Here is a 12,222-nt window from a genome sequence, read left to right as displayed (position 1 = left end):
CGCGTGGCCCCCACTCCGGAGAGCGGCTCCGGCCACGGCGCGGTGCGCGAGAGCGCCGCCGTCTCGCACGTCGGCAGGATCCGCTCGAACAACCAGGACTCCGGCTACGCGGGCCGGCAGCTCTTCGTCGTCGCCGACGGCATGGGCGGCCACGCGGGCGGCGACGTCGCCTCCTCCATCGCGATCAAGCGCATCGCGGAGGCGGACCGCGTCTACGCCTCCACCTACGAGGCCGAGGACGAGCTCAAGCGCACCCTGCTGGCGGCCAACACCCTGCTGGCCGACGCCGTCGTCGACCACCCCGAGCTCACCGGCATGGGCACCACCGTCAGCGCGATCGCCCGCGTCGGCGAGTCGGTGGCGATCGCGCACATCGGCGACTCCCGCATCTACGTCCTCCGCGACGGCCGGCTCGAGCAGGTCACGACGGACCACACCTTCGTGCAGCGCCTCGTGGACTCCGGCCGCATCACGGAGGAGGAGGCGATGACGCACCCGCGCCGCTCCGTCCTGATGCGGGTCCTCGGCGACGTGCACACCAACCCCGAGATCGACACGCTCACGCTCGAGACCGAGCCGCACGACCGCTGGCTGATCTGCTCCGACGGCCTCTCCGGCGTCGTCCCGCACGACGAGATCCTCAAGGAGCTCAGCCGCGACGAGACCGCCCAGCAGGTGGCCGACCGCCTGATCCGCGACAGCCTCTCGCACGGCGCCCCGGACAACGTCACCGTCGTCGTCCTCGACATCCCCGGCGCGGGCGACACCGCGCGCATCCTCGCCCCCGTGGAGGAGCCGGTGGTCGTCGGATCGGCCGCCGCGCCCACGCCCTTCAGCACCGACGACTCGCAGAACCGCGTCCGAATCCCCGGCCTCCGCCTGCACACCCGGGCTCCCGCCGCGCAGGGCCCCACCCACTTCGAGCCCGCGTCCGAGGACTACCTCGACGAGCTGATCGAGGAGGACCGCCGCCGGCACCTGCGCCGCCGCATCACCTGGCTCGTCGGCCTGTCCCTCGTGCTCATCATCGGATTCCTCGGGATCCTCTTCGCCTACGACTGGACGCAGTCGCGCTTCTACGTCGGCACCGACGGGGACACCGTGATCATCTACCAGGGCATCCAGCAGTCGGTCGGCCCGCTCTCGCTCTCGGAGGTGAAGGAGGACACGGGAATCCCGCTCGACTCCCTCCGCGCCTACGACGTCGAGCAGCTGGAGCAGACGATCAGCGCCGACTCCTACGCCGGCGCGGTCGACATCGTCGAGCGCCTCACGGACGCGAACGGAGCACCATGACGGACGCCGCCACGGCCACCGCCCGCCCCGACCCCGAGCGGCAGGGCTTCTTCCGCCAGAAGCTGCGCAATCTCGAGCTCCTGCTCCTGATCGGCGCGTGCCTCATCGATGCCGGCGCGATCGTGCTCGTGCAGCTCGGCGCCCTCGGCTCGATCGACACCACGCTGGTCTCGCTGGGCGCCGGCCTCTCGGCGCTCGTGCTCGCCGTGCACGTCGTGCTGCGCTTCGCGGCCCCGGCGGCCGACCCCTTCCTCCTCCCGATCGCCACCGTGCTGAACGGCCTGGGCGTCGCCGAGATCTACCGGATCGACATCGCCGACGGCGCGACCGGCTGGGAGTCGGTGGCGGTGCGGCAGATCTTCTGGAGCGCCCTGGCCGTCGTGGCGGCGATCGTGGTGCTGCTGGTCATCCGCAACCACCGCGTGCTGTTCCGCTACACCTACGTCGCCGGGTTCGCGGCGATCGTGCTGCTCCTGCTGCCGCTCCTGCCCTTCATCGGCCGCGAGGTCAGCGGCGCGCGTGTGTGGATCGGGATCGGCGACGTGGCGAGCTTCCAGCCCGGCGAGATCGCCAAGATCGCCCTCGCGGTCTTCTTCGCCGGCTACCTCGTGCGCAACCGCGACTCCCTCTCGATGGTGGGCCGCACCGTCCTCGGGATGCGCTTCCCGCGCCTGCGCGACCTCGGCCCGATCCTGGTGGTCTGGGCGGTCACGATGGGCGTCATCGTCTTCCAGCGCGACCTGGGGACGGCGCTGCTCTACTTCGGCCTGTTCCTGGTCATGCTCTACGTCGCGACCGGCCGCACCAGCTGGGTCCTCATCGGCGTCGGCCTGTTCCTCGGCGGCGCGCTGCTGGCGAGCCAGACGCTCGACTACGTGGGCAACCGCTTCGCCAACTGGCTCGAGCCCTTCAGCGCCGAGCGCTACGGGGCGGATCCGGGCGGCAGCTACCAGCTCGTGCAGGGCCTCTTCGGCCTCGCGCACGGCGGGCTGCTCGGCACGGGCCTCGGCCAGGGGATGCCGGATCTCACGCCGGTCCCGCAGTCCGACTACATCATCGCCAGCCTCGGCGAGGAGCTGGGCCTCGCCGGGCTCTTCGCGATCTTCGGCCTCTACCTCCTGCTGGTCTCGCGCGGGTTCCGCATCGGCTTCGCCGGGCAGGACGACTTCGGGCGCCTCCTGGGAGTCGGCCTCTCGTTCGTGATCGCCCTGCAGTGCTTCATCGTCATCGGAGGCGTCACCCGCGTCATCCCGCTGACCGGCCTGACCACGCCGTTCCTCGCCGCCGGCGGCTCCTCCCTCGTGGCGAACTGGATGATCGTGGCGGTGCTGCTGCGCCTGTCCGACACAGTCCGCAGTCAGCCTCGTCTGGTGGTGTGATCCGTCGATGAACCGAGAACTCAAACGGGTGAGCCTCGTCGTGCTGACGATGTTCGTGGCCCTCTTCCTCTCCACCACCACCATCCAGGTGATCCAGGCCGACTCCCTCGACGAGGACGGCCGCAACACGCGGACCCTCTACGAGAGCTTCTCGACCGAGCGCGGTGCGATCCTCGCCGGCGGTCAGCCGATCGCCTCCTCGACGCCGTCGGACGACCTCTACAAGTTCCAGCGGCAGTACGCGAACGGCCCGCTCTACTCCGCCGTGACCGGCTACTTCACCCTGAACCAGGGCACCACCGGCATCGAGCGCACGCTCAACGACTACCTCTCGGGCACCTCGAACTCGCAGTTCTTCGACGAGATCAACAACCTCGTCACGGGCCAGGACCCGAAGGGCGCGTCGGTCGAGCTCTCGATCGACCCGGTCGCCCAGCAGGCCGCCTTCGACGCGCTCGGCGACTACACGGGGGCCGTCGTCGTGACCGAGCCGGCCACCGGCCGCATCCTCGCGATGGTCTCGAAGCCCACCTTCGACCCCACCGCGCTGGCCTCCCACGACACCGACGACGTCCTCGCCGCCTACCGGGCGCTGAACGACGACTCCTCCGAGCCCCTCGTGAACCGCGCCATCGGCGGCTCGCTCAACCCGCCCGGCTCCGTCTTCAAGCTCGTCGTGGCCTCGGCCGCCCTCGAGTCCGGCCGCTTCACCGCCGACTCGAGCTTCCCCAACGTCGAGTCGTACACGCTGCCCGGCTCCTCGTCGCAGGTGATCAACTCCGGAGGCGGTCTCTGCGGCTCCGGAGAGACGGTCACGCTGGCCACCGCCGTCTCGCTCTCCTGCAACGTCCCGATGGCCGAGATGGGCGTGCAGCTGGGAGCGGACGCGATCCGCTCGCAGGCCGAGAAGTTCGGCTTCGACACCGAGCTCGAGATCCCGATGTCGGTCGAGGCGAGCATCTACCCGACGAAGACGGACGACGCCCAGACGGCCCTCACCGCCTTCGGGCAGTGGGAGGTGCGCGCGACGCCGCTGCAGATCGCCATGGTCTCCGCGGCGATCGCGAACGGCGGCGAGGTGATGCAGCCGAACCTGGTCGACTCGATCCGCTCGCAGGACCTCAGCGTGCTGCAGCAGTTCCAGGAGAAGTCGCTCGGCCGGGCGGTGAGCACGCAGACCGCGGACGCCGTCAAGGCGATGATGGTCGCCAGCGTCCAGGGCGGCGCGGCGACGAATGCAACAATAGGGGGCGTCACTGTGGCCGGTAAGACCGGCACCGCCGAGAACGGCGGGGACGACCCGTACACCCTCTGGTTCACCGGCTTCGCGCCTGCGGACGACCCGCAGTACGCCATCACCGTGCTCGTGGAGAACGGTGGAGGGCTCGGCCAGACCGGGTACGGCAACCTGATCGCCGCACCCATCGGACAACAGGTACTAGAGGCGGTGCTGAACAAATGAGACCCACGACAGGCCTCACCTTCGGAGGACGCTACGAGCTGCAGTCCCGGATCGCCATCGGCGGCATGGGAGAGGTGTGGCAGGCGACCGATCTGGTCATCGGCCGCACCATCGCGATCAAGATCCTGAAGGACGAGTACCTCGGCGACCCCGGCTTCCTCGAGCGCTTCCGCGCCGAGGCCCGCCACGCGGCGCTGGTCAACCACGAGGGCATCGCCAACGTCTACGACTACGGCGAGGAGGACGGCTCGGCCTACCTGGTCATGGAGCTCGTCCCCGGCGAGGCGCTCTCGACCGTCCTCGAGCGCGAGCGCGTCCTCTCGACCGACAAGGTCCTCGACATCGTCGCGCAGACCGCGCTCGCCCTGCACGCCGCGCACGCCGCGGGCCTCGTGCACCGCGATGTGAAGCCGGGCAACCTGCTCATCACGCCGGACGGCCGCGTCAAGATCACCGACTTCGGCATCGCGCGCATCGCCGACCAGGTCCCGCTGACGGCGACCGGGCAGGTCATGGGCACGGTCCAGTACCTGTCCCCGGAGCAGGCGAGCGGCCAGCCCGCCTCCCCCGCCACCGACATCTACTCGCTGGGCATCGTCGCGTACGAGTGCCTGGCCGGGCGCCGCCCCTTCACGGGCGAGTCGCAGGTCGCCATCGCGATGGCGCAGATCAACGACACCCCGCCGGAGCTGCCGGTCACGGTCGCGGAGCCGGTGCGCAACCTCGTCTACTCCTGCATCGCCAAGAAGCCGGCCGACCGCCCCGCCACCGCCGCGCACCTCGCGCGGGCGGCCCAGGCGCTGCGCTCGGGCGACGTGCGCGGAGCGGCGCTGGCCGTCCCCGCGGTCCTCAGCGACCTTCCCGCGACGCAGGCGACCACGGTCCTCCCCTCCAACCAGGGCGCGACGCAGGCGACCACGGTGCTGCCCTCCGGCGCGCCCGCGGCCGCGGCCGCCGCTCCGTTCGTGCCGATCGAGGAGCCGCTCGAGCCGGTCGAGGAGCCGCGCAGGCGCAGCCCCTGGACCTGGCCGCTGATCGCCCTCATCGTGATCCTCGCCGTCGTCATCGCGGGCACGATCTTCGCCCTGACGACCGGCGGGAGCAGCGACCCGGCTGCCTCCCCCACCGCGCCGACCAGCACGGCCCCGTCGCCGACGCCGTCCGAGACTCCGAGCCCCACGCCGACACCGACCTCGAACACGGTGGTCATCGACAAGGCCGACTACGTCGGGCGCTCCTTCGACGACGTCGAGACCGAGCTCGAGGCCCTGGGCATGGGCGTCCGCCGCGCGGACGGCCCGAGCGCCCCCACCGCCGAGCAGGTCGGACTCGTCGAGGACGTGAACCCCACCGCGAACGTGGTGAAGGGCACGACCATCGAGGTCTCCGTCTTCACCGAGGTCGCGACCCCGGACGCACCGACCGCCGTGCCGACCGTCACCCCCGCCGCCTCCAGCGTCGAGGCGGGCGCGACGTTCAACGTCACCTGGAGCAACTACAACCAGTGCCCGAGCGGAACCTCCGTGAGCGGTTACCGGGTGACCGCGACCGGCGAGGGCGCGAGCGTGACGAGCACCAACCCGTCGAACTCGACGACCGCGACGATCCAGGCCGGCACCACGGCGGGCACGATCGACGTCACGTACACCGTGCTCTGCGGCGAGTCGGAGTCGGCGGCCTCGCCCACCCTCTCCGTCACCGTCGAGGAGCCGGCTCCGACCCCGGCGCCGACCCCCACCTCGAAGGCCACCTCGACGCCCACCCCCTCCGAGTAGCGGCGGCGCGCCGGTCGGGGCACCGCTCCGGCCCGGCGCCTCGCGGCCGTCGCGTCGCGCCCCCGCCCGGAACACCAGGGGCCCATAGGTACACTTGCCGTGGCTCCTCGGGGCCGCACCACACGGAAGTACAGGGCGGGAGCGTGCGCGTGACGGATGAGGGTCGCCTGATCGCGGGACGGTACCAGGTCGGGCCCCGGCTCGGCCGCGGCGGGATGTCCGAGGTGTACCTCGGCACCGACACCCGGCTCGGCCGCACCGTCGCCATCAAGGAGCTGAAGCTCTCCCTCTCCTCCGACTCCGCCTTCCGCCTGCGGTTCCGGCAGGAGGCGCAGTCCGCGTCGCGCATGTCGCACCCCACGATCGTCCGGGTCTTCGACGCGGGCGAGGAGGTCTCGCTCGACGACAACGGCGCCGAGTCGCGCCGGCCCTTCATCGTCATGGAGCACATCGAGGGCCGCCTCCTCAAGGACCTGATCGCCGAGGGCCCCCTCGACGTGGACGAGGCCGTCCGCATCACGGAGGGCATCCTCACCGCCCTCGAGTACTCGCACCGCGCAGGCGTCGTCCACCGCGACATCAAGCCCGGCAACATCATGCTGACCCCGTCGGGCCAGGTGAAGGTGATGGACTTCGGGATCGCCCGCGCCGTCTCCGACTCCGCCGCCACGGTCGCTCAGACCACGGCGATCCTCGGCACCGCGGCCTACTTCTCCCCCGAGCAGGCGAAGGGCGAGCAGGTCGACGCCCGCAGCGACCTCTACTCCGCCGGCATCGTGCTCTTCGAGCTCCTCACCGGGCGTGCGCCCTTCCGCGGCGACACCCCGGTGGCCGTCGCCTACCAGCACGTCAGCGAGACGCCGCCGGCGCCGAGCTCCATCAACCCGGCCGTCACCCCCGCACTCGACGCGGTCGTCGCCCGAGCACTCTCGAAGGACCGCTACGAGCGCTTCCAGGGAGCTGCGGAGTTCCGCGACGACCTGCGCGACGCCGCCGCCGGACGCCTCCCCGACCACCGCCCGATCGACGAGCTGACCACCTCGCTCTTCGCGGCCCGCAGCCAGGGTGGAGTCAACGACTCCGAGCTCGCCCTCCGCCAGCTGGCCGAGGACAACTCGATCGTCCGCACCCAGCGCCGCCCGCCGGTCCTCTGGATCTGGTCCTCGATCGTCGTGCTGGCCGTGATCGTCGCCGCACTCGTGATCTGGGTGCTGACGCTCCAGCCCGCGTCGACGCTGCCGTCGCAGTCGCGCGAGGTCCCCACCCTCACCGAGACCACCTACGACAGCGCGCAGTCGACCCTGACCGAGCTCGATCTCGTGCCGAGCCAGGTCGCGGAGTACAGCTCGACCGTCCCCGAGGGCGAGGTGATCCGCACGGATCCGGGCTCGGGCACGATCGTCGCGCCCGAGACGGTCATCCGCATCGTCGTGTCCCAGGGTCCGCAGCCCGTCGCCGTGCCGGACACCGTCGGGCAGAGCCTCGCCGAGGCCATCGACGCGCTCACCGCCGTCGGCTTCGTCGAGGGCTCCCAGACCCGTGAGAACTCGCCGACCGTCCCGGGCGACGTCGTGCTCTCCGCCTCCCCCGGAGCGGGCCAGCAGGTCGCCCCGGGCACGCCGGTCGACCTCACCGTCTCCTCCGGCCAGGTCACGCTCCCCGACCTCGTCGGGACGTCCCTCAGCAGCGCGCTGGCCACCCTCGCCTCCGAGAAGCTGCAGCTCGTGGGGGTCGAGGTCCCGGACGAGACCTGCGACGCGACCCGGGCGAACCCGCCCATCACGACCCAGTCCCTGGCTCCGGGCGACGTCCCGCAGGGATCGACCGTCCAGCTCGGCTACTGCGCGGGCTGACCCGGCCTGCGGCCCGCTGCGGCTGCGGCGTCGGCCGACGGTGCCCGGTGGAGGCCGGGCCGCTGCTCTGCGCGCCGAGAAGGGCTCGTCCGGACGTTGCTCGTCGGGTTCGATGCTCCACGGGGCCGACTGCCCCGAGGTGAACCGCTACGCCCGGCGTGCGTCGGCGAGCGGGGGCTGGAGCCGCACGACCTCGCCCGCTGCCGATCCGTCCGCGGGGCGTGCGATCCTGCCGCGGATGTCGCTCGGGGTGAGCCCCTCGCGGCGCTTGAGCGCACGGCGGAGGTGGTCCGCCGAGGAGAATCCGGACGCGGCGGCGATCGCCTCGAGCGGGACCTCCCGCGGGCGGCGGCGCAGGAGCTCCACGGCGCTGGCGACCCGGGAGCGCTCGATCTCGCTCGCGACCGTGGTGCCCGCGTCCTCGAAGAGCCGCTGGAGGGAGCGGGTGGACACGTTGACCGCGTCGGCCACCGCCTCCGGGGTGCAGCGCGGCGTGCGGTGCGTCCGGTCGATGACCGTGCGCGCGCGCCCGAGCGTGGCGGCCCGGACGCTCGTGGTGCCGGGCTGCGAGCTCGCCGCCGCGAGGAACGCGCTGGTGAGGAGCTGCTTGACCACGTGGGCGAAGCCGGTGACCTCGCCCTCGCCGGGCAGCCCCGTCCCGGACTCCGCCGCGAGGGCGAAGGCGGTCGTGAAGGCGTATGCGGCGCGGGTGGACCGGGCGTCGGGGTCGAGCGCGTAGACCGGGGCCGACGTGTCGAAGCCGTAGCGGCGCATCTCGTCGGCGCGCAGCGAGAGGTGGAGGATCGTGGCCGGAGTCGTCGACTCGGTCGTGAACGTCGTCGTCCCCTGCTGGTACGAGATCGAGCCCGGACGCAGCAGCACCGTTCGGTCCGGGGCGACCATGCGCACGAAGCCGTCGATGAGGAAGCTGAAGGTGAGGAAGGAGGTGTCGTCGGCCGGCCACGTCCCGCGGAGGACGCGCAGCGGCGAGACCGTCATCAGCACGACGCTCAGATCGGCGGTGCCGAATCCCGAACCGGTGATGCTCGGAACGGTGCCGGGTTTGACGACGATGCGCGGACCGAGATTCTCGAGTTCTCGGATTCCCGAGAAAGCCCAGGAGATCGATGCGACCATCTGGTCCCCCCGGACTTCTCTTGTGGCGCCGACCCCCTGTCGACGCCCTCTGATTATGCAGGGAAAAGGGGCCGCATCCTCCGCCGGGAGCCCGTCAAAACCCGCCACCTGATCGGGGGGTGCGCAAGGGGGTGGACAAGGTCACGCTCATACCCTGTCGCGGCGTTCTCCTCCGCCCGCCGTTATTTAGCCGTCAGATGGCGGATTTCTACGTGAGAACGCACTCAGGGCGGCATCCCCGTTCGGGGGACGGTGGTCGCTGATCATTCTCAATGCTCTCGACTCGATAACGAGCCCGATAAGCCCGGCGAATTCCGCCTCATCGAGCCGGGATCGAGAGTCCGGGCGTGTCGTCGGCCGATACGGACGCTCCGCCCGGCCTCACCTCGCGCAGCCAGTTCTCGAGAAGGCGCCGCCCGCCCTCGGTGAGGACCGACTCCGGATGGAACTGCACGCCCACGAGCGGAGCACTCCGGTGCCGGACGGCCATGACCACTCCCTCCGGTGTCCGCGCCGTCACCCGCAGCTCCTCGGGAAGGCTTTCGCCGTCGACCGCGAGCGAGTGGTACCGCATCGCGGCGAATCCGGAGGGCAGGCCGTCGAAGAGCGGATCTCCGTCGTGAAGGACCGCGGACGTCCGGCCGTGCAGCAGCTCCGGCGCCTCCGTGACGCGGGCGCCGAGAGCATGGGCGAGCACCTGGTGGCCGAGGCAGACTCCGAGCAGCGGCCGCCCGGTCGCCTCCGCCCGTTGCACGAGCGCCGTCGACGCGGGGACGTCCTCAGGACGGCCCGGCCCGGGAGAGACCAGGACCCCGTCCGCCTCCTCCGCGCGAGCCAGGAGCGCCGTGGTCCCGAGGTCGTCGCCCTCGACCACGTCGACCTCGGCACCGAGCTCGCGGAGATACGAGACGAGCGTGAAGACGAAGCTGTCGTGGTGGTCGACGACCAGGATCCGCGGGGCCGCGCCGGCGGTCACGAGCCGACGGTCACGTTCCGGTCGAGCACGAGCGGCTGCACCCAGGGGAACACCCACTCGTCGAGCGCCACCAGGACCGCCGCGACGAGGACGAGGACGATCAGGAGCCGGACCCACCACGGCCCGGGCAGGAGCCGCCACAGCGCTGCGTACACGGTCAGCCCTCCTGAGCCAGCGAGGCGGCGATCTCGGCGGGGGCGCCCGCGGACCGCGGCTGGAACGAGTCGAAGACGCCGTACGCGATGATCCGCTCGGCCGTCGAGTAGAGCGGGTTGCAGCTCGTCAGCGTGATCAGGCGATCGGTCGGAGCCGCGTCCGGAGTCCACGGAACTGGGTCGATCACCTGGACGTCGGAGGGCTGGACGTACTCGAGATTGCGGAAGCGGTAGGTGTACCAGCCGTCCGCCGTCTCGATGTAGATCGGGTCGCCGAGCTGGAGCTCGTCGATCAGGTGCATGCCTCCGCCGTACGCGCTGCGGTGCGCGGCGAGCGCGAAGTTGCCGGCCTGGCCGGGCATCTGCGTCCCGGGGTAGTGGCCGATGCTCCCCTCGTCGAGCACGTTCTCGGCGTCGATGCCCTCGGCGATCGTGCGCACCCACCCCTCGCCGTAGCGGGGGATGTAGAGGTTGCCGAAGGAGGTGTCGAGGGCGGCGACCGACGCGACGACCGGCTCCGCCGGGGCGGCCTCGGTCGGCTGCGGGGCCGGAGAGGAGTCGCCCCAGGTCTCGCGGAGCTCCGCCGCCTGCGTCGTCTGCCGGCCCGCGATCACCGCGTCGTTCCACCAGAGCTGCCAGGCCAGGAAGAGCAGGACCAGGACGCCGGCGGTCATCAGGAGCTCGCCGACGACTCCGAAGAACGAGAGTCGTCGGACCGGGCGGGCCCTCCGTCGCTTTGCTCGCGGCCGCAGAGCCGCCCCGTCGGGGTTCTGGGCGGTCATGCGACGAGTCTAGGCGCGAGCCGTGACCGGCTGTGGCGCATGATCCGGACCTGTGGAGAGCCCTCCCGAGTCGCCGCCTGAGGAGGGCCGATGGGACCACTCGAGCGCCTGCACCGGCCGCTCCGCGAGTCCGCACAGCACCCGCGCAGCCCCGGTGCTCCCGGCCCGGAGCCTCCGCCAGGTACAGTGGTCGGCATGGCACGAGCGACGAAGAGCCCGAAGCCCGAGCGCGACGAGGCCCGGACCGGCGAGAACGCACCGAATCCGGTCTGGTTCAAGCCGGTGATGTTCGGCTTCATGCTGCTCGGACTCGCCTGGATCATCGTCTTCTACGTGAGCCAGGGCACCCTGCCGATCCCCGATCTCGGCAACCTCAACATCCTGATCGGCTTCGGCATCGCGTTCATCGGCTTCCTGATGACGACGCGCTGGCGCTGAGCCTCCCCCAGTCGTGAACGACGCCCCGTCCGGTCCGCCGACGGGGCGTTCGTCGTCGGTGGAGCGTCTGCGCACCGCCGGCTGCGTCTTCGCCGAGGAGGAGGCGGGCCTGCTCGAGGAGGCCGCCGACTCCTCCTCCGACCTCGAGCTGCTGCTCCGCCGCCGCGAGACGGGCGAGCCCCTCGAGCAGATCCTCGGCTGGGTCGCCTTCCGCGGCCTGCGCGTCCCCGTCGCACCCGGCGTCTTCGTGCCCCGCGTGCGCACCGAGTGGCTGGTCGACTGCGCCCTGGAGGTCCTCCCGGGCGGCGCCGTGGTGCTCGACCTCTGCTGCGGATCCGGCGCCCTCGCCCGGTCGATCGCGGAGGAGCGGCCGGACGTCCGCCTGCTCGCGGCCGACCTCTCCCCCGCCGCCGTCGCCTGCGCGCGCCGCACGCTCGCAGGCCGCGCCGACGTCCACGAGGGCGACCTCTTCGACGCGCTCCCCGGGGGTGAGCGCGGGCGGATCGACGTCGTCGTCGTCAACGCCCCCTACGTCCCCACCGCGGCGATCGCGCTCATGCCGCCGGAGGCCCGGGTGCACGAGCCGATGCTCACGCTCGACGGCGGGTCGGACGGGCTCGCCCTCCACCGCCGCATCGCTCAGGAGGCGGGAGCGTGGCTCGCACCCCACGGCGTCGTCGTGATCGAGGTCGGCGCGGATCAGGCCGCGGCGAGTGCCTCCGCGTTCCAGGCGGCCGGGTTCGCCACCTCGCTGCACCGCGACGACGACCGTGAGGCGACGGCCCTGGTGGCCGTCCGCCGGAGAACTACACCGCTGTAATTATCCCCAGCTGTGGAATCTCCTGTGGAGAACTCCGCGGTCCCCGCCGCTCTGGCCTGCTCGAGGCGAGCAGGGCCCGGATCCGCACCAGTCCGCCGGTCCTCGGACGCGCCGCCGTCCCCGGATCGTCCTCCCGAGGAGGACACCCG

Annotated in this window: 11 protein-coding genes; 7 read left to right on the top strand and 4 right to left on the bottom strand. The window is 71.7% G+C overall.

Annotated features, from left to right (window positions below; genetic code table 11):
- Positions 1–3 precede the first annotated feature (3 nt).
- The 5 genes from C5C53_RS00930 (at position 4) to pknB (ending at position 7,765) form a co-directional block, all read left to right on the top strand.
- Positions 4–1,296, top strand: a complete 1,293-nt coding sequence (locus tag C5C53_RS00930; RefSeq protein WP_244229533.1) for a Stp1/IreP family PP2C-type Ser/Thr phosphatase — start codon at positions 4–6, stop codon at positions 1,294–1,296.
- Complete coding sequence (locus C5C53_RS00925) at positions 1,293–2,675, top strand: FtsW/RodA/SpoVE family cell cycle protein (RefSeq protein WP_104266571.1); 1,383 nt, start codon at positions 1,293–1,295, stop codon at positions 2,673–2,675. Before C5C53_RS00930 ends, C5C53_RS00925 begins: the two co-directional genes overlap by 4 nt.
- A gap of 7 nt (positions 2,676–2,682) precedes the next feature.
- The gene (locus tag C5C53_RS00920) at positions 2,683–4,137 is read left to right on the top strand and encodes a penicillin-binding protein 2 (RefSeq protein ID WP_104266570.1); all 1,455 of its coding nucleotides are present in this window, start codon (positions 2,683–2,685) and stop codon (positions 4,135–4,137) included.
- Positions 4,134–5,912 (top strand): protein kinase, encoded by a 1,779-nt coding sequence (locus C5C53_RS00915; protein ID WP_104225779.1) that lies wholly within the window; start codon positions 4,134–4,136, stop codon positions 5,910–5,912. Before C5C53_RS00920 ends, C5C53_RS00915 begins: the two co-directional genes overlap by 4 nt.
- Before the next feature lie 149 nt (positions 5,913–6,061).
- Complete coding sequence (gene pknB / locus C5C53_RS00910) at positions 6,062–7,765, top strand: Stk1 family PASTA domain-containing Ser/Thr kinase (protein ID WP_104222663.1); 1,704 nt, start codon at positions 6,062–6,064, stop codon at positions 7,763–7,765.
- Between the two features lie 147 nt (positions 7,766–7,912).
- Here the strand turns inward: pknB and C5C53_RS00905 are convergent, their stop codons facing one another.
- The 4 genes from C5C53_RS00905 to C5C53_RS00895 all read right to left on the bottom strand — a co-directional run bounded on the left by C5C53_RS00905 (position 7,913) and on the right by C5C53_RS00895 (position 10,815).
- Positions 7,913–8,902 (bottom strand): helix-turn-helix domain-containing protein, encoded by a 990-nt coding sequence (locus C5C53_RS00905; RefSeq protein ID WP_104222664.1) that lies wholly within the window; start codon positions 8,900–8,902, stop codon positions 7,913–7,915.
- Between the two features lie 319 nt (positions 8,903–9,221).
- Complete coding sequence (locus tag C5C53_RS00900) at positions 9,222–9,878, bottom strand: aminodeoxychorismate/anthranilate synthase component II (protein ID WP_104222665.1); 657 nt, start codon at positions 9,876–9,878, stop codon at positions 9,222–9,224.
- A complete protein-coding gene (locus C5C53_RS16935) occupies positions 9,875–10,033 on the bottom strand; it encodes a hypothetical protein (protein WP_181127688.1) in 159 nt (52 codons plus the stop codon). The genes C5C53_RS00900 and C5C53_RS16935 overlap by 4 nt, the downstream gene beginning before the upstream one ends.
- A gap of 2 nt (positions 10,034–10,035) precedes the next feature.
- Positions 10,036–10,815: a class E sortase gene (locus C5C53_RS00895; RefSeq protein ID WP_104232997.1), complete on the bottom strand. Its 780-nt coding sequence runs from the start codon at positions 10,813–10,815 to the stop codon at positions 10,036–10,038.
- 195 nt (positions 10,816–11,010) lie between these two features.
- On the opposite strand from C5C53_RS00895, the gene C5C53_RS00890 reads away from it, so the two are divergent.
- Entirely contained in the window at positions 11,011–11,253 is a 243-nt protein-coding gene (locus tag C5C53_RS00890; RefSeq protein ID WP_104222667.1) for a cell division protein CrgA, read from the top strand.
- Positions 11,254–11,266: 13 nt separating this feature from the next.
- The gene (locus C5C53_RS00885; RefSeq protein WP_181127687.1) at positions 11,267–12,073 is read left to right on the top strand and encodes a putative protein N(5)-glutamine methyltransferase; all 807 of its coding nucleotides are present in this window, start codon (positions 11,267–11,269) and stop codon (positions 12,071–12,073) included.
- The last annotated feature ends 149 nt before the right edge of the window (positions 12,074–12,222 follow it).

This window comes from Rathayibacter sp. AY1E3, assembly GCF_002932235.1.
Classification (GTDB): domain Bacteria; phylum Actinomycetota; class Actinomycetes; order Actinomycetales; family Microbacteriaceae; genus Rathayibacter.
This window is presented reverse-complemented; position numbering and strand designations above follow the sequence as displayed.

Coding starts and splice junctions, on each gene's coding strand:
- C5C53_RS00920 (WP_104266570.1), top strand. CDS start 2,683: ATGAACCGAGAACTCAAACGGGTGAGCCTCGTCGTGCTGACGATGTTC.
- C5C53_RS00915 (WP_104225779.1), top strand. CDS start 4,134: ATGAGACCCACGACAGGCCTCACCTTCGGAGGACGCTACGAGCTGCAG.
- C5C53_RS00905 (WP_104222664.1), bottom strand. CDS start 8,902: ATGGTCGCATCGATCTCCTGGGCTTTCTCGGGAATCCGAGAACTCGAG.
- C5C53_RS00925 (WP_104266571.1), top strand. CDS start 1,293: ATGACGGACGCCGCCACGGCCACCGCCCGCCCCGACCCCGAGCGGCAG.
- C5C53_RS00895 (WP_104232997.1), bottom strand. CDS start 10,815: ATGACCGCCCAGAACCCCGACGGGGCGGCTCTGCGGCCGCGAGCAAAG.
- C5C53_RS00890 (WP_104222667.1), top strand. CDS start 11,011: ATGGCACGAGCGACGAAGAGCCCGAAGCCCGAGCGCGACGAGGCCCGG.